20 protein-coding genes and 1 tRNA gene are annotated in these 21,701 nt (G+C 71.7%); 12 read left to right on the forward strand and 9 right to left on the reverse strand.

Annotated elements, in window-relative coordinates:
- The first annotated feature begins 63 nt into the window (after positions 1-63).
- A tRNA-Val gene (locus ACIBLC_RS23960) sits at positions 64-138 on the forward strand.
- A gap of 96 nt (positions 139-234) precedes the next feature.
- Here the strand turns inward: ACIBLC_RS23960 and ACIBLC_RS23965 are convergent.
- Complete coding sequence (locus tag ACIBLC_RS23965) at positions 235-669, reverse strand: NUDIX domain-containing protein (protein WP_399213204.1); 435 nt, start codon at positions 667-669, stop codon at positions 235-237.
- A gap of 295 nt (positions 670-964) precedes the next feature.
- On the opposite strand from ACIBLC_RS23965, the gene ACIBLC_RS23970 reads away from it, so the two are divergent.
- Entirely contained in the window at positions 965-1,588 is a 624-nt protein-coding gene (locus ACIBLC_RS23970) for an AAA family ATPase (RefSeq protein ID WP_399213423.1), read from the forward strand.
- Positions 1,589-1,598: 10 nt separating this feature from the next.
- On the opposite strand, the gene ACIBLC_RS23975 is transcribed toward ACIBLC_RS23970, so the two are convergent.
- Positions 1,599-1,937, reverse strand: a complete 339-nt coding sequence (locus ACIBLC_RS23975; RefSeq protein WP_399213205.1) for a hypothetical protein — start codon at positions 1,935-1,937, stop codon at positions 1,599-1,601.
- Between the two features lie 282 nt (positions 1,938-2,219).
- Here ACIBLC_RS23975 and asnB point away from each other — a divergent pair, with 282 nt between their 5' ends.
- The 5 genes from asnB to ACIBLC_RS24000 all read left to right on the forward strand — a co-directional run bounded on the left by asnB (position 2,220) and on the right by ACIBLC_RS24000 (position 8,011).
- On the forward strand, positions 2,220-4,043 hold the full coding sequence (asnB, locus tag ACIBLC_RS23980; protein ID WP_399213206.1) for an asparagine synthase (glutamine-hydrolyzing): 1,824 nt from the start codon (positions 2,220-2,222) through the stop codon (positions 4,041-4,043).
- Between the two features lie 55 nt (positions 4,044-4,098).
- On the forward strand, positions 4,099-5,319 hold the full coding sequence (locus tag ACIBLC_RS23985; protein ID WP_399213207.1) for an acetyl-CoA C-acyltransferase: 1,221 nt from the start codon (positions 4,099-4,101) through the stop codon (positions 5,317-5,319).
- 144 nt (positions 5,320-5,463) lie between these two features.
- Positions 5,464-5,922: a MarR family winged helix-turn-helix transcriptional regulator gene (locus tag ACIBLC_RS23990; protein WP_399213208.1), complete on the forward strand. Its 459-nt coding sequence runs from the start codon at positions 5,464-5,466 to the stop codon at positions 5,920-5,922.
- Entirely contained in the window at positions 5,919-7,421 is a 1,503-nt protein-coding gene (locus ACIBLC_RS23995) for an MFS transporter (RefSeq protein ID WP_399213209.1), read from the forward strand. Before ACIBLC_RS23990 ends, ACIBLC_RS23995 begins: the two co-directional genes overlap by 4 nt.
- A 2-nt stretch (positions 7,422-7,423) precedes the next feature.
- A complete protein-coding gene (locus ACIBLC_RS24000; RefSeq protein WP_399213210.1) occupies positions 7,424-8,011 on the forward strand; it encodes a hydrolase in 588 nt (195 codons plus the stop codon).
- Between the two features lie 19 nt (positions 8,012-8,030).
- Here the strand turns inward: ACIBLC_RS24000 and ACIBLC_RS24005 are convergent, their stop codons facing one another.
- Positions 8,031-8,942 (reverse strand): ketopantoate reductase family protein, encoded by a 912-nt coding sequence (locus ACIBLC_RS24005; protein ID WP_399213211.1) that lies wholly within the window; start codon positions 8,940-8,942, stop codon positions 8,031-8,033.
- Between the two features lie 132 nt (positions 8,943-9,074).
- Between ACIBLC_RS24005 and ACIBLC_RS24010 the strand changes: the two genes are divergently transcribed.
- Positions 9,075-9,302: a DUF2277 domain-containing protein gene (locus tag ACIBLC_RS24010; RefSeq protein ID WP_399213212.1), complete on the forward strand. Its 228-nt coding sequence runs from the start codon at positions 9,075-9,077 to the stop codon at positions 9,300-9,302.
- Between the two features lie 13 nt (positions 9,303-9,315).
- Here ACIBLC_RS24010 and ACIBLC_RS24015 read toward each other — a convergent pair whose 3' ends face one another.
- Positions 9,316-9,942 carry a DedA family protein gene (locus tag ACIBLC_RS24015; protein WP_399213213.1) on the reverse strand — a complete coding sequence of 209 codons (627 nt, stop codon included), beginning with the start codon at positions 9,940-9,942 and terminating at the stop codon, positions 9,316-9,318.
- Between the two features lie 277 nt (positions 9,943-10,219).
- Here ACIBLC_RS24015 and ACIBLC_RS24020 point away from each other — a divergent pair, with 277 nt between their 5' ends.
- Positions 10,220-10,792: a superoxide dismutase family protein gene (locus ACIBLC_RS24020; protein WP_399213214.1), complete on the forward strand. Its 573-nt coding sequence runs from the start codon at positions 10,220-10,222 to the stop codon at positions 10,790-10,792.
- A 102-nt stretch (positions 10,793-10,894) separates the two neighbouring features.
- On the opposite strand, the gene ACIBLC_RS24025 is transcribed toward ACIBLC_RS24020, so the two are convergent.
- The 3 genes from ACIBLC_RS24025 to ACIBLC_RS24035 form a co-directional block, all read right to left on the reverse strand.
- The gene (locus tag ACIBLC_RS24025) at positions 10,895-12,808 is read right to left on the reverse strand and encodes an FAD/NAD(P)-binding protein (RefSeq protein ID WP_399213215.1); all 1,914 of its coding nucleotides are present in this window, start codon (positions 12,806-12,808) and stop codon (positions 10,895-10,897) included.
- A gap of 184 nt (positions 12,809-12,992) precedes the next feature.
- Positions 12,993-14,630 (reverse strand): alkaline phosphatase D family protein, encoded by a 1,638-nt coding sequence (locus tag ACIBLC_RS24030; RefSeq protein WP_399213216.1) that lies wholly within the window; start codon positions 14,628-14,630, stop codon positions 12,993-12,995.
- 94 nt (positions 14,631-14,724) lie between these two features.
- Positions 14,725-15,369 (reverse strand): HNH endonuclease family protein, encoded by a 645-nt coding sequence (locus tag ACIBLC_RS24035; protein WP_399213217.1) that lies wholly within the window; start codon positions 15,367-15,369, stop codon positions 14,725-14,727.
- Positions 15,370-15,804: 435 nt separating this feature from the next.
- On the opposite strand from ACIBLC_RS24035, the gene ACIBLC_RS24040 reads away from it, so the two are divergent.
- Together ACIBLC_RS24040 and ACIBLC_RS24045 are read left to right on the forward strand one after the other, a co-directional pair.
- Positions 15,805-16,386, forward strand: a complete 582-nt coding sequence (locus ACIBLC_RS24040) for a TMEM165/GDT1 family protein (protein ID WP_399213218.1) — start codon at positions 15,805-15,807, stop codon at positions 16,384-16,386.
- 462 nt (positions 16,387-16,848) lie between these two features.
- The gene (locus ACIBLC_RS24045; protein ID WP_399213219.1) at positions 16,849-17,523 is read left to right on the forward strand and encodes an HAD family hydrolase; all 675 of its coding nucleotides are present in this window, start codon (positions 16,849-16,851) and stop codon (positions 17,521-17,523) included.
- Between the two features lie 295 nt (positions 17,524-17,818).
- On the opposite strand, the gene ACIBLC_RS24050 is transcribed toward ACIBLC_RS24045, so the two are convergent.
- A complete protein-coding gene (locus ACIBLC_RS24050) occupies positions 17,819-18,844 on the reverse strand; it encodes a peptidoglycan-binding protein (RefSeq protein ID WP_399213220.1) in 1,026 nt (341 codons plus the stop codon).
- A gap of 187 nt (positions 18,845-19,031) precedes the next feature.
- On the opposite strand from ACIBLC_RS24050, the gene ACIBLC_RS24055 reads away from it, so the two are divergent.
- Positions 19,032-21,131 carry a DHA2 family efflux MFS transporter permease subunit gene (locus ACIBLC_RS24055; RefSeq protein WP_399213221.1) on the forward strand — a complete coding sequence of 700 codons (2,100 nt, stop codon included), beginning with the start codon at positions 19,032-19,034 and terminating at the stop codon, positions 21,129-21,131.
- 16 nt (positions 21,132-21,147) lie between these two features.
- Here ACIBLC_RS24055 and ACIBLC_RS24060 read toward each other — a convergent pair whose 3' ends face one another.
- Positions 21,148-21,663 carry a GNAT family N-acetyltransferase gene (locus ACIBLC_RS24060; protein WP_399213222.1) on the reverse strand — a complete coding sequence of 172 codons (516 nt, stop codon included), beginning with the start codon at positions 21,661-21,663 and terminating at the stop codon, positions 21,148-21,150.
- Positions 21,664-21,701 lie beyond the last annotated feature (38 nt).

The raw sequence follows: 21,701 nt of genomic DNA on the forward strand, positions 1-21,701 counted from the left end.
CCGGCCACCGGATACGGGTTTGCGGGGCATACCCCCCGGCAATGTAGGCTGTCGACTCGTCCTGGGCGCGTAGCTCAGTGGTAGAGCGCCGCCCTTACAAGGCGGATGTCGGCGGTTCGAAACCGTCCGCGCCCACCAGTCCCAGGACACGACTAAGGCCCAGGTCAACCGGTGCGAGCCGGGGACCTGGGCCTTGATCTTTCCCGACAGGGATCCGCCGGAGGGCGCTCCTCTTCAGGCACCCCATGACCTGACGTTCTCGCGCAAGTAGTCGGCGAGTTCGATCGGTTGAAGTCCCAGCGCTGCCACGGCCGCCACGTCCAGCACGATTCGGACGGGTGAGAAGTCCCCGGTGTCGGGATCATCCAGCTCGGGACCTTGGCGGCGGTCCGGATCCATGTCCAGCACGTCCGCGCGGAAGTAGTGCTGTACGACAGTGACCCTCTCGCCCGGTTCGGTCACGGTCAGGAACTCGCCGACAGGACCGATCGTGGCACCGATCTCCTCCATGACCTCGCGGCGCAGGGCCGCTTCAAGATCCGCGTCCTCGGGTTCGACGCCTCCGCCGACGGTCGTGTAGTACGAACGCCCGCCCGGCCAACCCCGACGCAGGAACACCAGGTGACCCCCATCGAGCAGCACCGCGCGTACGTTGCGCCGGACCTTCATGCCCGCGACGATAGCGATCCTGGTGCTTCCGCCGCTCCGCTACGAGGGGATCGCTTTCCGGGCCATGCTGTCCGCGTAGTTGAGCAGGGCCGAGACGGTGTCGCGGGCGGTGCCGGCTCCGCGGATCGGTGGCGCGCCTTTCAGGCGTCGTACCCGGTCGGCCCGACCCGTTGAAAACCCGGTGTTCTCCGGCACCCCGGTTCGGGATCATGGTCGTACGGCGGCTGGTTGGTCGGCGGGGCTGGACGGAAGGACGGGCCATAGCGTGGCGATCGAGGTGACGAAGGCGATCGACGTGGCTGCGGGGGCCGCGGCGTACGACCACTCGCGTATCCCCGACACTCCGGTCGGCGGCACCGTCATTCTGCTCAACGGCACGTCCAGTTCGGGGAAGAGCAGCATCGCCCGGGAGCTTCTCGAGGTTCTCGACGGGACGTGGTTCCACATGCCGGTGGACGCGTTCCACTCCATGCGCGGGGGCGGTGAGATCGCCGACGAGGATCTTCAGGCGGAGATCGACCGGACGGCCAAGGGCTTCCACCGCGCCGTCGCGGGCATGGCGGCCGGTGGCAACAATCTCGTCGTCGATCATCCGCTGAGCCGTCGCTGGCGGCTGCTCGACCTGCTCGGTCTGCTGGTGCCCGAGGACGCGGTCCTCGTCGGAGTCCGGTGTCCGCTGCCAGAGTTGGAGCGCCGGGAGCGTGAACGCGGGGACCGCCAGCCGGGGTTGGCCGCCATGCAGTACGACGCGGTCCACTCCCACGGGCCGCACGACCTCGACGTCGACACCAGCCTGTTGAGCCCGGGGGAGTGCGCTCTTCGCGTACGGGACTTCCTGGTGGACCGCCCCCGTCCCAGCGCCTTCGAAACGCTCCGGCGGACGTTCCGTACGCCGCTGATCCCTCCGGCGATGGACTGACCCGCCGCGTTCACACCACCGGGTCCTCGGGCCGGGTGTGCTTGAGGCTCGCGCGGGCGTCGACCGTTTCCGCGGGGGTCACCGCCGACCAGAAGCGGTGGCAGGTCACGAACACGGCGAGCTCGCGCTCGCGGCGTCGGAGCTTCTCCACTTCGGCCTGTTCGTCGGAGGTCCAGCCGGGGGACGCGGGGCGTTCCACCTTGCGCCAGCCGTTGGTGTCGCTGAAGCCGTCCAGCGGTTCGACCGACCAGGGGAGCCGCTTCAGCAGGGCCAGCAGCTCGGCCCGGACCTGGTGCAGCTCCTCCTGACCGGCCAGGAGGTCACTCGGAAAGTCATAGGTCGCAGCCACGCGGCAATGGTACGCCTGTTCGAATTTGGGATGCGAGTTCCTTCCGGGACTTCACACGGCCTCGCGGGCATCTGTCCGGTGTCGTCGAAGTCTGATCGGTACGGAGTGCGGGTGGTCAGGGGTGACCCGGGTGCGGCTTGATCGTTTCTGTGGTGATGGCCGGCGTATGGAGTCCGGCCCAGGGATCGTCACCTTTCGCCCGTGGTATCTGCGACGTGAGAGGTGAGTCCTGGATCCGGATCGTGCGATACGACCCGCGTCGGGGTCGGGGGAGCTTCAACGATGTGTGGGCTGGTCGGTTATGCGGGTTTTGCGGGCCATGCGCCGCGGGGCACTGATGACACTTCGCTCAAGGAGATGACCGAGACTCTGGCGTGCCGAGGGCCTGACGCCTCCGCCGTGTGGGCCGAAGGGGCAGCGGGGCTGGGACACACGAGGCTGGCCACCGTGGACCTTGCCGGCGGCAGGCAGCCCCTGATCCTGGAGCGCGACGGACGCACGGTACTGGCCGTGGCCTTCACCGGCGAGGTGTACAACCACGCCCGGCTGCGGTCGGAACTGACCTCTCTCGGGCACCGGTTCACCACTCGTAGCGACAGCGAGGTCGTACTGCACGCGATCGACGCCTGGGGCGAGAGGGCTCCGGCCCGTCTGGAGGGCATGTTCGCGTACGCGGCGTGGGAGCCGGGCCCCAGGCGGCTGACGCTGGTACGGGACCGGTTCGGGATCAAGCCCCTGTGCTACACGCGGATCGGTGACGCGGTGGTTTTCGGCTCCGAGCCCAAGTCGCTGCTGGCGCACCCGGCGGTGACCGCCCGGCTGGACCTCGACGGGCTCCGGGAGCTGCTGTTGTCCGCCCACCCGATGATCAAAACGCCCGGACGCAGTGCCTTCGCGGGGGTGCACGAGGTCGTCCCGGGCACCGTGGTCACCCTGAACCCCGAGGGTGTACGCGCCCGCCGCTACTGGTCGTTGGCCCCGGCCGAGCACCGCGACGACCTGCCCGCAACGGTGGCGCGAGTACGGCAGCTGCTGGCGGAGGCCGTCACCGGGCAGCTGGTGGCCGACGTACCGGTGAGCGTCCTGTTGTCCGGTGGGCTGGACTCCAGCGCGATCGCCGCGCTGGCCCGCCCCGCTGCCGGGACCCTGCACACCCTGTCGGTGGACCTCGGTGGTCAGGCATCCGACCGGGACGCCATGGGGCGCGACCCGGACGGCCCCTACGTCGAGTTGATGGTGCGCCACCTGGGCAGTTCACACCGCCGGGTACGACTGGACGCCGGCGCGCTCGCCGACCCGCACCGACGCGCCCGGGTGGGTCACCTGCGCGACGGGCTGACGCTCGGGGACTTCGACACCTCGCTGCTCCAGCTCTACCGCGCGGTACGCGAGGACTTCCCGGTTACCCTGGCCGGGGACGGGGCCGACGAACTCTTCGGCGGCTACCGCTGGTTCACCCCCGAGGTCACGGCGGCGGCATCCTTTCCCTGGGACAGCGTGCTGGACCGCGCGGACCTGACCCGGCTGCTGGACCCGGCCCTGGCCGCTGCCCTGGACCTGCCCGCACACCGCGCCGCACTCCACCGGGCCGCCTGCGCCGAGATCGAGCACCTGCCGGGGGCCACTCCCGCGGAGGCCGCGCTGCGACGGGACAGCTACCTCAACCTGACCCGGTTCCTGCCCTGCCTGCTGGACCGCGCCGACCGCCTCAGCATGGGCGTCGGCCTGGAGGTCCGGGTGCCGTTCCTGGACCATCATCTGGTCGAGTACGTCTTCAACACCCCCTGGGACATGAAGACCTTCGACGGCCGCGAGAAGAGCCTGCTGCGCGCAGCCGTCGCCGACCTGCTGCCCGAACCGGTCCTGGCCCGCCGCAAGAGCCCCTACCCCATGGTCCGCGACCCCGCCTACCGCGCGGCCCTCACCGCACAGGTCGACCGCCTCCTGACCGAGGCCGGCCCCGCCACCGACCTTCTGGACACCGCCGCCGTACACAGCCTGCTCCTCGAACCCACCGGCGCGGACCGCTTCCCCCGCGAAGGACTCGAACTCGTCCTGGACCTGGACCACTGGCTGCGCACCCACCGCCCCGCCCTCCGGCTCTGACCCCTTCCGAACCACGCCGATCCGCCACCGAGAACCACAGGACACCGCCACCGCCATGCAGCACGCCGTGATCACCTCAGCCGTCCGCACCCCCATCGGCCGCGCCCACAAGGGCGTTCTGGCGACCGTCCGCCCCGACGACCTGCTCGCCCGCACCCTCGCCGAAGCCGTGGCCCGCACCCCCGGTCTGACCCCGGACCAGGTGACGGACCTGGTCGTGGGCTGCGCCCTGCCCGGCGGTGAACAGGGCTTCAACATCGCCCGGATCGCCGCTGTCCTGCTCGGCTGGGACCACGTGCCCGGGGTGACCGTCAACCGCTTCTGCACCTCCTCACTGCAGGCGATCCGTATCGCCGCGCAAGCCGTGCGCTGCGGGGACGCCGACGTCGTCGTCGCGGCCGGAGTCGAGTCGCAGTCCCGTCTCGCCCACGGCAGTTCCGACACCTGGCCCGGTACCGAGAACCCCGCCTTCCACACCGCCGGGCAACGCACGATCCGGCGCTCACAGGCCGACGCGGGCCCCTGGAACGACCCACGCGAACAGGGCGGGCAACCCGACCCGTACATCCCGGTGGGACTGGCCGCCGAGAACACCGCCGACCTGTACGGCATCACCCGCACCGACATGGACGCCTACGCCGCCCGCTCCCACCGGCTCACCCAGCAAGCCCTCGAACAGGGCTTCCACTTCGGCGACATCGTCCCGGTCAAGACCCCGGACGGCACCACCGCCACCGCCGACGACTGCCCCCGCACAGGAGTCACCCAGCAGAGCCTCGCCGCCCTGCCACCACGGTTCCGCCCCGACGGCAGGGTCACCGCGGGCAACAGCGCGCCACTGTCCGACGGAGCCGCGGCGGTCGTCGTCATGTCCGAGAGCTACGCCCACGCCCACGGCCACACCCCGCTCGCCCGCATCCTGGCCACCGCCGTCAGCGCGGGCACACCCGAGACCGAGGGCCCGGTCCCCGTCACCGCGACGCGCACCGTACTGACCAGAGCCGGCCTGACCCTGGCGGACGTCGGCACCGTCGCCGGCAACGAACCCTTCGCCGCCCAGATCCTGGCCTACTGCACCGAACTCGGACTGGAGCCCGAGCGCATGAACCCGCACGGCGGCTCGATCGCCCTCGGGGAGCCCTACGGCGCGGCCGGAGCCCGGCTGACCACAACCGCCCTTGCCGCCCTGCGCCACGACGACCTCAGCACCGCCCTGATCAGCGTCGTCGCCGCGGGCGGGCAGGGCATGGCCATGCTCCTGGAACGCACTTCGTAGACCCCTCACCGCACGACGCCCGTGATCCACAGTGATCCACGCTACTTAAACCTCGATGGCACACGCATCAACAAGTAAGGCTGCTCAGGTAAGACTGTCCAGTTGAAACTGGACAGTCTTACCTGAAGGAATTACCGTGCAGATATGGATCAAGACATCGACGGCGCCGACGGCATCTCCGAGTCCGCCGCCCGCGCCGCCCGTGATCTGCGCGTGGCGTTCAGCCGGCTGCGGCGGCGGATCCGGGAGGTCTCCGAGGCGACGGACCTCACGTCTTCGCAGGTGTCCGCGCTCACGCTGGTGAGCAAGAGCGGGGCCGCGACGGCCAGTGCGCTGGCCGCCGCCGAGGGGGTCCGCCCGCAGTCGATGGCCGCGACCCTCGCCGCGCTCGACGAGCAGGGGTTCGTCCAGCGCGACCCGGACCCGGGGGACGGCCGGCGTCAGCTCGTCACGCTGACCGACGCCGGGCGCGAGCGGGTCGAGGGCACCCGCCAGGCCCGTTCGGAGTGGCTGGCCCAGGCCTTCGAGGACCGCTGCACGGAGGCCGAGCGGCAGACCGTCATCGAGGCGATGGCCGTACTGGAACGGCTCACCCGGCCGTGACACCGAACCTTGCTCGGATACCCAACCTCGCCCGGATACCGAGCCTGGCCCGTTCCGCCCGCCCCGCCCGGCCGTCCCGCCCGGCCCCCACCGGCTTCGACCGGCGCCTCATCGCCCCGATGATCATCGGGTCCGTGCTCAACCCGGTCAATTCCTCGATGATCGCGGTGGCGTTGGTGCCGATCGGGGCCGCCTTCGGGGCGCCGCCCTCGCAGACGGCGTGGCTCGTCTCCGCGCTCTACCTCGCCACCGCCGTCGGTCAGCCCGTCGTCGGGCGGCTGGTCGACACGTACGGGCCCCGACGCCTCTACCTCATCGGTACGGCACTGGTGGGTGTCGCCGGGCTGCTGGGCGCCCTCGCCCCGTCCCTCGGCGCGCTGATCGGCGCCCGGGTACTGATCGGATTCGGTACGTCGGCCGCGTATCCCGCGTCGATGTACCTCACCCGGAGCGAGGCCGAACGCACCGGGCTCAAGAGCCCGGCCGGTGTCCTGACCGCGCTCTCGGTCGCCAACCAGACCGTCGTCGTCATCGGCCCCACCCTGGGCGGACTGCTCATCGGCGCGGGCGGATGGCGCCTCATCTTCACCGTCAACATCCCGCTGTCGCTGGCCTGTCTGGTGCTCGGCTCGCTACGGCTGCCGAAACACCCGTTCCGGGCACCGAGCGCACACCGCACACCGGACGCGGTCGGCACCCCGCCCACGAAGCGTGCCGTCGACATCCCGGGCATGCTCCTGTTCGCCGCGATGCTGGTCTCGCTGATGCTGTTCCTGATGGAACCGGGCGTCGCCGATCTGTATCTCCTCGGGCTGACGGCCGCGGCGGGGACGGGGCTGTTCCTGCGCGAACTGCGGGTGCGGGAGCCCTTCATCGACCTGCGGGTGCTCGGCGGCAACCCGCCCATGCTGGCCACCTTCCTGCGTCAGTTCCTCAGCTTCACCGCCGTCTACGGCTTCCTGTACGGCTTCACGCAGTGGCTGGAGCAGGGCCGCGGGCTGCACGCGTCCGCCGCCGGACTGCTGCTGCTCCCGCTGTCGTTGAGCGCGCTGATCGTCTCCAGCCTGACCGGGAGGCGTGAGGCGGTTCGCGCCAAGCTGGTCGTCGGCAGCGTCGTACAGATCGTCGCCTGTGCGTTGCTGCTGGTGGTGGGCTCCGGCAGCCCGGTATGGCTGCTCGCCGCCGTCGGCCTCCTGATGGGGATACCGCAGGGCCTCAACGGCCTCGCCAACCAGACCGCCCTCTACCGGCAGGCCGACGCCGACCGCATGGGTTCCGCCGCCGGACTGCTGCGCACCTTCACCTACCTCGGCGCGCTGGGCGCCTCCGCGGCCACCGCGACCTTCTTCGCCCACGGCGCCGACACCCACGGGCTGCACGAACTGGCCCTGTTCATGCTCGCCGGAGCCGTACTGCTCCTGGTGGCGACCCTCCTGGACCGCTCCCTCCGCGCCATCACCCCGACCACCCCCACCACCCCCGTTTCCGGAAAGGCCTGACCATGGCTCTCACCACCCTCGACCCCCGTACCGCACTCGTCCTCATCGACCTCCAGAACGGAATCGTCGGGAACCCGGGCCTCGCCCCGTACCCCGGTGCCGAGGTCGTGGAGCGCGCGGCCCGACTCGCCGACGCCTTCCGCGCGCACGGCCTCCCGGTCGTCCTCGTGCGGGTCACCGCCGCCGCCGACGGGGCGGACGCGGTGCCCGGCCGGATCGACGGCGGCAGCCGCTCCCGTACCTGGCCGGAGGGCTGGGACATCATCGTCGGCGACCTGACCGGGCACGCCGAGGACATCACCGTCACCAAGCGGAACTGGGGCGCCTTCCACGGCACGGACCTGGACGTGCAACTGCGCCGCCGGGGGATCACCCAGATCGTGCTGGGCGGCATCGCCACCAGCATCGGCGTGGAGTCCAGTGCCCGTGCCGCCCACGAACACGGCTACCACGTCACCCTCGCCACCGACGCCATGTCCGACATCACCGAGGAGACCCACCTCAACAGCGTCGAGCGGATCTTCCCCCGCCTCGGCGAAACGGGCACGACGGCCGAGATCGTCGAGCTGCTGGCGAAGACCCGCCCCTGACGAGCCCCGAAGGCGGCGGTCAGTGACCGGCCGCCGCCAGCTCCCGCACCAGCCCGCTCGCCACCGGCACGGCCACCCCGTGCCGCTCGGCCGCACGCAGCAACGCCCCGCCGATCGCGTCCAGTTCAAGCGGACGGCCCGCCTCGGCGTCGCGCTGCATGGAGGACTTCGTGGCGGCGGGGAAGGAGTGGTACGGCACGAGCGCGGCGACCGGGTCGGCCGGAGCGCCGCATGCGGTGCTGACGGCCGCGGTCTCCTCGACCAGTGCCGCCAGCTCCGCGCTGTGCAGGGTGCGTACGTCACCCAGGGGCAGCGCGTAGCGGGTGGTCAGCAGGGCGAGCGGCGCGAGGAAGGTCAGCTTCGCCCACAGCGTCGCGGCCTCGCTGTCCTGGACGCGCACGCCGAGCCCGGCACCCTCCAGGGCGGCGGAGAGCGCGTCCAGCCGCTCCTGTGGCACCGTCTCACCGGTCAGGTCGACGTCCGCGAACGGACTGCCGTGCTCGATCAGGCCCGGGGCCAGGCGGGTCGACTCCACCCGGATCACCGCGGGGGCCACCCGGTCGGCGCCGTAGCGCTCGCGCAGGGCCGCCGGGTGCTCGACACCGTTCAGGAACGGTACGAGGAGACCGTCGCCCGGCGCATTCACCGGGACGCGTTCCAGGGCCGAGTCGAGTGCGGTGGCCTTGACCGCGATCAGGATCGCGTCGACGGGTTCGCGCAGCTCGGTGTCGGCCTCGACCCGCGCCGTGAAGTCGCCGAAGTGCCCGCTGCGTACCCGGATGCCGTCCGCGCTCAGTGTCCGCGCGGTCTCGTCCCCCGCCAGGCAGATCACCCGGTGTCCGGCACGCGCCAGCAGCGCCGCGAGCAGGCCGCCGACACCGCCGGGGCCCAGTACCGCGACCGTCGTACGCGAAACTCGCTCTGTCCTCATGGCTGTTCTGTTCCTCTCGTCGGTCGGCCCCTGAAGAGGTGGCCGCCTCGGAACGGATCATCCCAGCTCGTACGGGCCCGCCGATACCCCGGTGCGACGGACGAGGGTCCGCGTACGCGCGACACTGGACGTATGTGCCGCAGCATCAAGACACTCCGTCCGCCCGTCATCCCCGAAGAGGCCACCGAGGAGGAGATCCGCGCCGCAGCCCTCCAGTACGTCCGCAAGGTGTCCGGCTTCCGCGCTCCCGCCGCCCACAACCGTGAGGTCTTCGACCACGCGGTCGAGGCGATCGCGGCGGCCACGGCCGAACTCCTGGACGGCCTGGAGGTACGCGGCGCGGCACCCCAGCGCGCGTGAGCCCTGTCCTGCCCTAGGTACGGTCCGGCTCCTCGGACACGGGAGGCCGCCGCATCAGGTACGCCGCGCCCGCGCCCGCGCCGAACAGCGCCACGAGCGAAACGCCTGTGGCGAGCCAGGTCGCGCCCAGCCACTGGCCGCCGAAGTAGCCCAGGGCAACGCTGTAGACCGCCCAGGACAGGCCCGCGAGGATCGACCAGGGCAGGAAGTCGCGGACCCGGCGGTGGGCGGCGCCGGCGCCGAGTGAGACGACCGAGCGGCCGGCCGGGGCGAAGCGGGCGATCACGACCAGCGCGCCGCCGCCCCGGGCGAGAGCCGCGCCGAGACGTTCCTGCGCGCTGGTCAGGCGGCGGGAACCGGCGATGGCCCGGTCGAGACGCTCACCGCCGCGCCAGGCGAGGCGGTACGCCACCAGGTCACCCAGCACCGAGGCCGTGGCCGCGGACAGGGTGAGGAACAGGATGTCCGGCACCGCGTCCGGGACGTCGCCGGTCGCGGAGCCCGCCGCGGCGGCCGTCGCGGCCATGATGACCAGCACCCCGCTCGGCAGCACCGGCAGAAAGACGTCCAGCAGGACCGATGTGGCCACCGCCACGTAGATCCATGGGCTGCCGGTCAGCAACCCCACACTCTCAAGCACCGAAACACTCCCCTGTGATTCCCCCGTCGGCACACCCACGCCGCGGCGTAGCGGGGAGCGGCAAGGCGGCCTGTGACAGCCATACAGCGTACGCGGCGGGTGTGACACGAGTTCCACGGGGGGCTCGTGGGTCTCTCGCACGACGTTCACCCGGCTGCCGCCTCCGCACGGCGCACCGCGCCGACTTCCCGTACCAACGAGAGGGGGATCGATTTCGCGGGGCGCGCACCAGCCCGACCGGGAGGGTGCGCGCGAGCCCAGGAGGAGTTGGACAGCGATGGTGGCAGGAATATTCGTCGGCGTTCTGGCGTCGGCCGTACTCGCGACGGGCGGTGGCGGTACGGCCGCACCCGACGGCTACTGGATGCGGACGGACGCGCGCTTCGCACCGCCCACCGCCTTCGTGCCGTCGGCGGCGCTGACGTACGACGCGTCACTCGTGCCGGCGGCCTCCCGGATCGAGGTGAGCCAGCACACCGAGGCGGGCGGCGCCACGACCGTACGGCTGAAGGTCGAGGGCCTGAAGCCCGGTTACGTCTACGGCGTGCATGTGCACCAGAAGCCGTGCGGCGCCGAGCCGGCCGCCGCGGGCGGGCACTACCAGCACCGCAAGGACCCCGTCCAGCCGTCGATGGACCCGGCTTACGCCAACGCCGACAACGAGGTCTGGCTGGACTTCACTCCCGATGGGAACGGCGCGGGCGACGCGAGCGCGCGGCACGGCTGGAACTTCAGGCCCGGCGAGGCCTCCTCCGTCGTCCTGCACGACAAGCCGGGCATGACCGGCTCCAGGATCGCCTGCTTCACGGTCCCGTTCGGATGGACGACCGGAAAGGCCGCGACGGACTGACCGGGCACGACGACGGCGCCTGCCCCCCCCCGCGCGTACGACGGCGCCCGCTCCCCGCGTACGACGGCGCCCGCCCTCTCCTGCTACAGCGTCCGCCCTCTCCTACGAGGGGACGGGCGCCGCCGTCCGAGGGATCGTCGCGGGCGGGGAAGCCGCTCCTGATGCCACCCCCGAGGCCACCCGAAGCGCGGCCCGCGCCACCGCGTCCGCGTCCGCGAGCGTGACCGAATCCACGCCGGGTCTGGCCCCGGCGGCGGTCACCCAGTGCACGCCTTCCGTGGGCACCCCGAACGCGAACCGCCTTGTGTGCGGCCGTCCTTGACGGTCGATCAGACGGTAGGGGCGGGGTGTCACGTCCAGCCCTCCGGTTTCGTAGCCGTCGACGGTGTGCGGGCGGCACCGGCCCGTCCTCAGCAGATGCCCGAGGAGTTCGTCGGCGGTCCGCCGCACGTCCGCTTCCGGCAGCCGCGCCTCGATGAGGGTCGTCGCGCGGACGGCGGAGCCCGGCACGTCGGGGGAGTGCGCCACCCAGGCCCCGTCCTCGGCCAGCACCTCGGCACGGGGGCCGAGAACGGTCAGCGCGCCCGCCTCGATGAGCGCCGTCATCTCCTCGACGCGCTGCCGGGGCGGCCCGATGGAGAGGAACGCGTTGAGCGGTGTGTACCAGCGGTCCAGGTGCTCCCGGCGCGAGTCGCCCGGGAGTCCTCCGTGGTCCACGATCCGCCGCAGTTCGTTGCGCAGGTCGCGCAGCACGTCCAGGGCGGCCTTGAGCGGGCCCTCGACGTTCCCGAGGGCGGCCTGTGCGGCGTCCTCGCGCAGATGGCTGAGCAGCCAGTCCCGCCAGGCGCCGGGGCCGGCGAAGACCTGCCCGGCGTACGGGCGCGAAATGCGCTCCCAGGACCAGCGGTTGGCCTCGTGGATGCCGAACTCGGCGAGAACAGAAGCCTCTTCGGGGCCGCGGTGCGCGGCGGCGAGGAAGCGGTCCCTGAACCTTCCGGACCCGGGGCGCCCCAACAGCCCCTCGTAGTAGACCGTTTCCACCTCCTTCGCCACCAGCGGCCATATCTCGCGCAGGAAGTCCGGCGCGTCACCGTTGTCCGCGCGCTTGCGGAAGGAGGCGATCACGTCGTCGGTGAGGACGATGGGGAGGTGCCTGCCGTAGGGGCCCTTCGCGTTGTCGCCGCGGGCCTGGTGCGGGATGCCGCGGCGCGAGCCGGCGTACAGGAGCGGCTCGTCGCCCGAGGGGAGGTAACGCAGGCCGCCCCGGCGGGTGCGGGTGAAGCGGCCGCCGCGGCCGGTGGTCAACAGGGCCATGTGGTCGAAGAAGTTGAGGCCGAGGCCGCGCAGCAGAACCGGCTGTCCCGGGGCGAGCGGGGCGAGGTCGACGTCGGCCGGATTGGCGGGCCGGACGCGGCGCAGACCGTGCCGTTCGGCGTACGCGGTGAGGTGCCGCTCCGCGGGGTCCGCGAGGACCGGCAGATGGCCCTGGGTGAGGATCACGGCGGCGAGGCCGGACAGGGTGCGGCCGGTGGAGAGGGCGAGCGTCTGACGGCCGTCGCGCGCGTCGTCGAGCCGGGTCGCGCGGGCGGCGTGCACCTCGACCCGCACCTCGGGCGGCGCCCCGCGCACCACCTCGCCGAACACCCACTCCAGATAACGGCCGTACCGGGCGCGGGTCGGGTACTCGTCCGGGCCGAGGGCGCCGCCCGCCCACGCGTGCAGGCTCGGCCCCGGGCGTATCGGCCCCGAGCAGTCCACGCTCTCGTCGGTGAAGAGGGTCACCTGCGAGGCCACGGTGTTCATGAGCAACTGCGGCGACTGCGCGGTGCGCCAGACCCGGCCGGGCCCCGGCGGGAAGGGATCGACGACGTGCACGGTCAGCCGTGCGCCGGGGGCGAGGAGCTCCGGCACGGAGGCGCAGAGGCGCTCCAGGACGCTGGTGCCGCGCGGCCCGGCGCCGACGAGGGCGACGCGGACATGGGGGGTCCCGGCGGGCGCGGCGGGTAGTGCGGACAAAGAGGTGACTCCCGGGCGTGGGGGGCGCAAGACGGCGGACCGCCCGCCGGAAGCGGACGGTCCGCATCATCATGCCGTCGCGCGGTGCGGGAGCCGAGACCCGGGGCGGATCATCGGCGCCGCATGTGGGATGCCTCACGAGCATCCGGGACAAGGCATCCCGCAACCGTGCGCAATGGGCTTATCAGGGGGTGAGTTCGGACTCTTCCACCGTCTCCAGGCGAGTGCCGCCGCCGCGCAGGGCCTTCGCCTGGTCGAGGTGCAGGGACGCGGAACGGCCGCGCAGCGTCAGGGTCATGAGCTGGTTGCCGAACCAGGGCCCGCCGGACCTGCCCCACTCGACGGGCGGGTGCGCGCACCGGCCGTGCCGGCGGAGCCGGTGTCCGATCACGCGCCCCAGCCGGCTCCAGCCGAAGCGGAAGCCGAACTTGACGTAGCTGGGGATGGAGTTGTGGACGGGCGAACAGGTCAACTGGAGCACCCGGGAGTCGGGTTGTACGCCGTCGACCCAGGACGGCTCGGCGACGTAGGCGTGGTGCACGTCCCCGGACAGCACGCACACCGTCGCCGGTGCGTCCTTCCCGGTCCCCACCTCGGCGATGAACTCGGTGAGTGAGTCGAACGACGCCGGGAACGCCGCCCAGTGCTCCAGGTCGGCCCCCCTGCGCACCTTCTCCCCGAACCGCGCCCACCGCTCGCCCCGTTCACCCACGCACAGCGCCGCGTTCCAGGCCTCGGCGTCGTGTATGAGCGGGGGGAGCAGCCAGGGCAGGGAGGTGCCGATGAGGAGATGGTCGTACGAGCCGGGCGTCTCCAGCGCCTGTTCGCGCAGCCACTGTGCCTCGCCGGGGTCGATCATCCGGCGGTTCTTCTCCTCCAGGACGCGGGCCGCGCGGGTGTCGAGCATGACGACGCGGACGCGGCCGAAGTCGCGGCGGTAGCTCCAGCGGACGGAGGCGGGGTCGGTGTCCGCCCGGTCGGCGAAGGCGCGCAGGACGTCGGTGCCGTCGGGTGTCTCGCGCACGGCGGCGTACAGGGGGTCCTCGGCCAGCTCGCGCGGGGAGAGGTTGCCGAGGTGCTGGTAGACCCAGTACGACGTCAGGCCGCTCAGGATTCGCTCGCGCCACCACGGCGTGTCGCGCATTTCCGCGACCCAGGAGTCGCTGGTGTTCCAGTCGTCGATGACGTCATGGTCGTCGAAGATCATGCAGCTGGGCACGGTGGACAGCAGCCAGCGGATCTCGGGGTCGAGCCAGGACTCGTAGTAGAGGCGGGTGTACTCCTCGTAGTCCGCGACCTGGTGGCCCGGCGGTTCGTCGAGGTCGCGACGGCCGGCGATCCAGCTGAGCGTGGCCTTGGAGACCTCGTCCGCGTACACCTGGTCGCCCAGCAGCAGGAGAACGTCCGGGCGCTCGTCCTCGGGTGCCGAGGCGATGCGGGCCGCCAGGGTGTCCAGCGCGTCCGGGCCCACCGGGTCCTTCTCGTGCTCGGGCGGCGCGGCCCAGCGGCAGGAGCCGAAGGTGACCCGGACGGCCTCGCCGTCGGAGGTGCTGACGACCGAGGGCGGGAAAGCGGAGTCCGGCAGTGGCCAGACGGGTTCGTCGTCGAGCCGCACCTCGTATGCCGTCTTCGTCCCCGGGGTCAGTCCGTTGACCGGCACCAGCGCGTAGTGGTGCCCGGCGATCTGGAATGTTCGGGCCTCGCCGCGAGTGCCGTCGGCGCAGCGCACCTCGGCGGTGCACGGACGGCTCGTCTCGACCCAGAAGGTCGCGGACGAGCCGTCGACGTACCTCAGCAGCGGTCCCAGGCGCAGTTCCGCCAAGTTGATCAGCCTCCTCCGTCGCCCCGTACGGTACGGAACGACGGAGGACGGCGGGGCGGTTCCGGAAACCGCGCCCTGAACAAAAGGGGTCGATTCAGCAGCCGCTGAGGACCGAGGTGAGCTTGGACTTCTCAGCGGTGTCGACCGAGAGGTCGTAGTAGTACTTCACCTGGACCCAGGCGCGGACGTAGGTGCAGGCGTACGCGGTGCGTGACGGCATCCAGGTGGCCGGGTCCTGGTCGCCCTTGGACTGGTTCACGTTGTCCGTGACCGCGATGAGCTGCGGACGGGTCAGGTCGTTGGCGAACGCCTGGCGGGTGGCGCTGCTCCAGCCGTCGGCGCCGGAGTCCCAGGCCTCGGCCAGCGGCACGAGGTGGTCGATGTCGAGGTCGGACGCGGCGGTCCAGGTGGCGCCGTCGTAGACGGAGTACCAACTGCCGCTGGTGGCGGTGCAGGCGGAGTTGGTGACGACGCTGGAACCGTCACGCTTGAGGACCGTCTCGCGGGTGTTGCAGGTGCCGGAGATGGTGATCCAGTGGTTGAACAGGTCACGGTCGTAGCCGGTACGGTCCTCCGTCGCGACGGTGAGGGAGGCGAGGTAGGTGCGGGCGGTGGCGGCGCTGACGGGCGTGGGGAGCGCTGCGGAGGCGGTCGGGCCGTTGAGAATCCCGGCCATGGCTATCAGTCCGGTGACGGCGGCGAGTATGCTCAGGCGTCGACGCGCGTAGACCTTGGGCATGCGAACTCCATTGGAGTGGGGGGCCGTTGGGGACGAGCGAGCACATGCTTGCGGCGGCGTGTTTCCAGGAGATGTGTGTCAGGTGAGAAGCTAGTGACGCGTACATGACACATCAAGACCTGGGGCTGACCAGAACGCCTACGCCCGTCGCCCTCCCTCGCGGGACCAAAGGCCCTACGAGGTCCGTCCCGCCGTCGCGTACCATGGATGGCGCAGAAGGGGAGTAGCTCTTCGCCGGACCGTCGACATACTGCTCAGCTCGCCTGAGCCGGCGCCCGGAGGCAGACCTCGTTCACGCGGGGCCGGCCAGCGAGACCTTCGGCCAGCAGTGCACTGCCCGTGCTTTCCGGCGCGGGCGCCCCTGTGTGCTGCCATGCCGAGGTGTCGCAGCGCAGCACGGACTCTCGGTGGGGCGGCCCGACCGATTGAGGAATTTTGATCAGCTTCAGCGTGATGGCGCTCGTCTTCGGAGTCGTCTTCCTCGCCGAGTTGCCGGACAAGACCGCGCTCGCCGGCCTCGTCCTCGGCACCCGCTACCGCGCCTCGTACGTCTTCGCGGGCGTCGCCGCCGCCTTCGCCCTCCACGTCGCCCTCGCCGTGGCCGCTGGCAGCGTCCTGACCCTGCTCCCGCAGCAGCTCCTGCACGCGCTCACCGGTGTGCTCTTCCTGGGCGGCGCCGCGGTGCTCCTGATGAAGAAGGACGAGGACGAGGCGGAGGTCCGCAAGCCCGAGAACCAGGGCTTCTGGAAGGTCTCCGGTGCGGGCTTCATGCTCATCCTGCTCGCCGAGTTCGGCGACCTCACCCAGATCATGACGGCGAACCTCGCGGCCCGCTACGACGATCCGCTCTCCGTGGGCCTCGGCGCGGTACTCGCCCTCTGGGCGGTGGCCGGCCTCGGTATCGTCGGCGGCAAGGCGCTGATGAAGCGCGTGCCCCTGCGGTTGGTGACCAAGGTGGCGGCGGTGCTGATGTTGGGGCTGGGGTTGTGGAGCCTGTTCGAGGCGGTTGCGGGGTAAGGCGGGGGTCGGTGGCGACGGTTGCCCGGGACGACTCCTTGCCGGCCCCGTCGGCCCCGTCGGCCCGTCGGCCGTCAGGCCTGCTAGCCCTGTCAGCCCTTCCGGTCCTGTCAGCCCTTCCGGTCCTGCCGGCCCGCCAAGTCCACTCCCGGTCCCGTCGATCCTCGATCCTCCAGATCCCCGCCTATCGCGCCCGTCTGTCTGTTCCGTCGGCTGTCTGTTCCGTCGGCCCGGGCGGACATTTCGTGCCCTTCTGGTGTCTTGATGCTGTCGGGGAGGTGTCCTTCCATGCCTGGGTGGCTGAATGCCTGGTCGGAGGCGGTGGCGCCGAAGCCCCTTCTTTTTGTATCGTTAAGGAACAAAGTGGTTCCCGTCCGCATACCCTGACCGGCGGGCGGGGCCACCTTGTTTCCCGGGTTTCCTACGCCTGCCAGGTTTCTCACGTCTCCCGCGCTCTGGAGCATGCCGATGACGACGGCCCCGACCGTTCTGACCGCCCGCGCCCTCCTGCTCGACATGGACGGCACCCTCGTCAACTCGGACGCGGTCGTCGAGCGCTGCTGGCGCCGCTGGGCCGACCGGCACGGGCTGGACGGGGGCGAGGTCATGAAGGTCGTCCACGGCAGGCAGGGGTACGCCTCCATGGCGGTCCTGCTGCCGAACCGGCCGATGGAGCTGAACCACGCGGACAACGCGCGGATGCTCGCGGAGGAGACCGCCGACATGGACGGCGTCGTCGCGATCCCGGGGGCCGCGGAGTTTCTGGCCGCGCTTACCGGCGCGGGGCTGGCGCATGCGCTCGTGACCTCCGCGGACGTCGGGCTGTCCACCGCCCGTATGGCTGCCGCCGGGCTCGCTCTTCCCGATGTACGGGTCACCGCGGAGTCCGTCGGGGCGAGCAAGCCGGATCCCGAGGGGTTTCTGAAGGGGGCGGCCGAGCTCGGGGTCGCGCCTGAGGACTGTGTCGTGTTCGAGGACTCCGGGGCCGGGATCTCGGCGGGTCGCTCCGCGGGGATGCGGGTCGTCGGGGTTGGTCCTCGGGCCGGCTTCCACCGTCCCGACGCGCTCGTCCGCGACCTCACCGAGGTGCGGGTCGAGGCGATGTGGGGCGGGGGGATCCGGCTCCACGTGGGCTGAGACCAGGCATTTTTCGCCCCCTCCGCCCCTGCCCGTCCCTTGCCTCCGGGGGCTCCGCCCCCAGACCCCCGAACGCCCGAAGGGCGCGTCCTCAAACGCCGGACGGGCTGAGATGCCCTGGCAGCCCGGTTGACGCCCACCGGCGGGAGGGGCCGGGGGCCGGTACATCACATGCCCGTCGCGTACGTTCGCGTCACCGGACGGTCCCCATGCTCGCCCGACGTCTGATCCGGCGGCGACGGGCGGATGTACCGGCCCCCGGCCCCGACCCACCCACGGACCGGACTCGGCGCGATCAGGGCTCGGTCGTCTCCTTCTCCAGGCTGGTGCGGGTGGTTCCGCCGTAGATTCCCATGCCGTCGGCCGTGAGCCCGCGGGCCCACTGGTAGCGGGCCACGGCGTCCTCGACCTGCTGGTCGTAGTCGCCGTCGGCCTCGCCGATGTAGAGGGACAACTGACGCAGGCGTAGCTGGAGTTCGGTGACCTCGGCCCCGCTGTCGCCGCGCCGCAGGGCCGGGGCGATCTCGAACTCGTCGTCCGGGTCGTCGCCGGTGGCCTCGGCCGGCCCGGTGGCGCGGTCGGTGGTGGCCGTCTGCGTCGGCGTGGCCGACGTGGACCGCGACGCCGAGGCGCTCGACGAGGGTGACGCCGAGGGCGACGGGCTGGTGCTGCGGGACGGGGCCGGGACGACCGGCGCCGGCGCCGAGGACGACTCGCTCGCGGACGGCGACGCGGAGGCGGACGAGACGGACCCCTCCGGCACGCTAGCCCGCACGGCATCCGGCGCTGCGGCGTCCCGCGAGGGAGTCTCGTACGAGAAGAGCCCGCTCGCGAACCCCGCACCGGCCACCACGATGACCGCGGCCCCGAGAACGCCCAACAGCACCAGCCGCCGACGAGGCGGCTCGCCGCCCGGCACACCAGCACCGCCCGGCACACCAGCACCGCCAGGTACGCCGACGCCGCCAGGCGGCACAGACCGCACCGACGGCACGACCCCCAACCGCATAGTCCCCTCCGCCGAAGCCACCCCGGAGAACTCCGGCCCGCCCCCGACAGCCACCGGCAGCACAGCCGTATCCGTGTCCGCGTCGGTGTACGCGTCCGAGGGAGCCCGCGGATCCACATCCGCGTCCCCCGGCTCCAACTCCACATAGGGCCGTATCCGCAGCGGATCAAAGTCCTCCGCCGCAGCCGCCGCCTCCGTACGCGCGTCCCGCAGCGCGTCGGACGCCCGCTGCGTGCAGGCGCACGACGGCGAGCCGTCCGGCGCGCGAGGCGCCGCGCACTCGGGGCAGACATGCCCGTTCGGTTCAGTCACGCGAGGGTCCCTCCCCTGTCCGCCCCCTGAGGAACTCCAGAGATTATCCGTAGGTCCCCCACACAATCTCCCCGGTGCCCCCGGAAGCCCACCCTCCGCAGGAGGAGGCAGGACTCAACAGGCCATAACCGGTCACACCGATCAGGATGGACAATGACCGAGAGGCGGGGACCGGCGGGAGGTCCGCATGACCGAGGACGGGCACGGCAGGGACGGCGGGCTGTCCGCACCCCGGGGCGTGAACGAGAGCGCCGAGCGCCGCCGCGACGCGGCCGCCACCGACGCCGGCGAGCACGCCCACGGCAGTGTCCTCGTCTCGATCGGCGCACTGCTGCTCGGCATGCTGCTCGCCTCCCTCGACCAGACGATCGTGTCGACCGCGCTGCCGACCATCGTCAGCGACCTGGGCGGCCTGGACCACCTGTCCTGGGTCGTCACCGCCTACCTCCTCGCGTCGACCGCGGCGACCCCGCTGTGGGGCAAGCTCGGCGACCAGTACGGCCGGAAGAAGCTCTTCCAGACCGCGATCGTGATCTTCCTGATCGGCTCCGCGCTGTGCGGCATCGCGCAGAACATGCCGCAGCTCATCGGCTTCCGGGCGCTTCAGGGCCTGGGCGGCGGCGGGCTCATGGTGCTGTCGATGGCGATCGTCGGCGACATCGTCTCGCCGCGCGAACGCGGCAAGTACCAGGGCCTGTTCGGCGCGGTCTTCGGCACGACGAGTGTGCTCGGCCCGCTGCTCGGCGGCCTGTTCACGGAACACCTCAGCTGGCGCTGGGTGTTCTACATCAACCTGCCCATCGGCGTCGTCGCGCTCGCGGTGATCGCGACCACCCTGCACATCCCCGTCCGCACCGCACGGCACGTCATCGACTACCTCGGCACCTTCCTCATCGCCGCCGTCGCCACCTGCCTGATCATGGTGGCCTCGCTCGCCGGCACCACCTGGGGCTGGGGCTCGCCGCAGATCATCGGCCTCGTGGTGCTGGGCGTCGTACTGGCCGGGTGCTTCGTCGCCGTCGAACGCCGGGCGGCCGAACCGGTCCTCCCGCTCAAGCTCTTCCGGATCCGCACCTTCGTGCTGTCGGCCCTGATCAGTTTCATCGTCGGCTTCGCGATGTTCGGCGCGATGACGTATCTGCCGACGTTCCTCCAGGTCGTCCAGGGCGTGACACCCACGTTGTCCGGCGTGCACCTGCTGCCGATGGTGTTCGGCCTGCTGATCGCCTCCACCGCCTCCGGGCAGATCGTCAGCCGCACCGGCCGCTGGAAGGCGTTCCCGGTCGCCGGTACGGGGATCACGGCCATCGGCCTGCTGCTGCTCCACCAGCTCGACGAGCACAGCGGTACCGCCGAGATGAGCGCGTACTTCTTCGTCTTCGGTTTCGGCCTCGGCCTGGTCATGCAGGTGCTGGTGCTGATCGTGCAGAACGCCGTCTCGTACGAGGATCTGGGCGTCGCCACCTCGGGGGCGACCTTCTTCCGGTCCATCGGCGCCTCGTTCGGCGTGGCCATCTTCGGCTCGGTCTTCGCGAGCCGCCTCGGCGACAAGCTGACGACCGCGCTCAGCGGGCAGCAGCTGCCGCAGGGGATCAGCGTGGACGGGCTCAAGGCCGACCCGAAGGGCATCGCCGACCTGCCGGCGGCGCTGCGGGCGCCGGTCCTGCACGCGTACGCCTCGTCCATCACCGACGTCTTCCTGTACGCCGCACCGGTCGCCCTTCTGGGCTTCGTCCTGGCCTGGTTCCTGCGCGAGGACAAGCTGCGCGGGGCGGTCACGGCGCCGGACGCCACCCAGACGCTGGCGAGCAATCCGGTGCAGCGGTCGTCGTACGACGAGGTGTGCCGGGCGCTGTCCGTACTCGGCACCAGGGAGGGGCGGCGCGAGATCTACGTGACGATCACCGCGCGGGCCGGCTACGACCTGCTGCCCGCGGCGAGCTGGCTGCTGCTGCGGACGAGGAAGTACGGCTGGGCCGAGCCCGCGCAGCTGGCCGAGTACAGCCACGTACCGCTGTCCGTCGTGATGGCCGCGGCCCGGCAGGTCGAGGAGCGCGGGCTCGCCGTCCGCGAGGGCCTCGACCTGGTGCTGACGGCCGAGGGGCGCCGGGCCGCGGAGAAGCTGTCCAAGGCGCGTGAGGACTCGCTGTCGGAGCTGCTCGGCGACTGGTGGGGCCAGGACCGTCCGACCGATCTGATCGGACTGGTGGAGGTGCTGAACGCGGAGCTGTGCGGCTCCGACGCGGAACGCCCGCACAACGGAACGGTCCCGCACCGCGCGCCCTGACGTACTGCCGGCCCCGTCACCCCCGCTGATCCAGCCGCTTCTCGAACCAGTGCTCGGCGTACACGTCGTCGTTGTGCGCCTCGGTCTCCGTGTAGCCGTGCCGGGCGTACAGCGCGCGTGCCTCCACCAGGTCCCCGCGGGTGTCCAGGATCAGCCGCCCGGCGCCGAGTCCGCGCGCCGCCGCCTCGGCCGCGGCGAGGAGCACCGGGCCGCCGCCCTTGCCGCGCAGGTCCTCGCGGACGAACACCCGCGTCAGTTCGCCGGTGGTCGCGTCGAGCATCCGCACGCCCGCCGTGCCGCCGGGCTCGCCGTCGAACCGCGCGACCAGCAGTACCCCGCCCGGCGAGGCGAGGTACTCCCCGGCGTCGGCGGCGACCTCCCGGTCCAGCTCCGCCCGATCCGTCGGGTGCCCCTGGTGCAGCAGGTACCAGCGGTCGCTGACCTCCGTGTAGTACGCCCGCCACAGCGCGGCGGCGACAGGGGAGTCGAAGGGCTCGGGGGCGACGGTCCAGGAGGCCGGGGTACGGGTCATGGCGGTCATTGTCACGAGGTGCCGTACGCCGCCCGCAA

This window comes from Streptomyces sp. NPDC050535 (assembly GCF_044457665.1).
Classification (GTDB): Bacteria; Actinomycetota; Actinomycetes; order Streptomycetales; family Streptomycetaceae; genus Streptomyces.

Excerpts from the sequence above, each read along its gene's own strand:
- ACIBLC_RS24060 (WP_399213222.1), bottom strand. The coding sequence starts at position 21,663 with ATGACCCGTACCCCGGCCTCCTGGACCGTCGCCCCCGAGCCCTTCGAC.
- ACIBLC_RS23965 (WP_399213204.1), bottom strand. The coding sequence starts at position 669 with ATGAAGGTCCGGCGCAACGTACGCGCGGTGCTGCTCGATGGGGGTCAC.
- asnB (WP_399213206.1), top strand. The coding sequence starts at position 2,220 with ATGTGTGGGCTGGTCGGTTATGCGGGTTTTGCGGGCCATGCGCCGCGG.
- ACIBLC_RS24020 (WP_399213214.1), top strand. The coding sequence starts at position 10,220 with ATGGTGGCAGGAATATTCGTCGGCGTTCTGGCGTCGGCCGTACTCGCG.
- ACIBLC_RS24055 (WP_399213221.1), top strand. The coding sequence starts at position 19,032 with ATGACCGAGGACGGGCACGGCAGGGACGGCGGGCTGTCCGCACCCCGG.
- ACIBLC_RS24035 (WP_399213217.1), bottom strand. The coding sequence starts at position 15,369 with ATGCCCAAGGTCTACGCGCGTCGACGCCTGAGCATACTCGCCGCCGTC.
- ACIBLC_RS23985 (WP_399213207.1), top strand. The coding sequence starts at position 4,099 with ATGCAGCACGCCGTGATCACCTCAGCCGTCCGCACCCCCATCGGCCGC.
- ACIBLC_RS24045 (WP_399213219.1), top strand. The coding sequence starts at position 16,849 with ATGCCGATGACGACGGCCCCGACCGTTCTGACCGCCCGCGCCCTCCTG.
- ACIBLC_RS24010 (WP_399213212.1), top strand. The coding sequence starts at position 9,075 with ATGTGCCGCAGCATCAAGACACTCCGTCCGCCCGTCATCCCCGAAGAG.
- ACIBLC_RS23990 (WP_399213208.1), top strand. The coding sequence starts at position 5,464 with ATGGATCAAGACATCGACGGCGCCGACGGCATCTCCGAGTCCGCCGCC.
- ACIBLC_RS24000 (WP_399213210.1), top strand. The coding sequence starts at position 7,424 with ATGGCTCTCACCACCCTCGACCCCCGTACCGCACTCGTCCTCATCGAC.
- ACIBLC_RS24005 (WP_399213211.1), bottom strand. The coding sequence starts at position 8,942 with ATGAGGACAGAGCGAGTTTCGCGTACGACGGTCGCGGTACTGGGCCCC.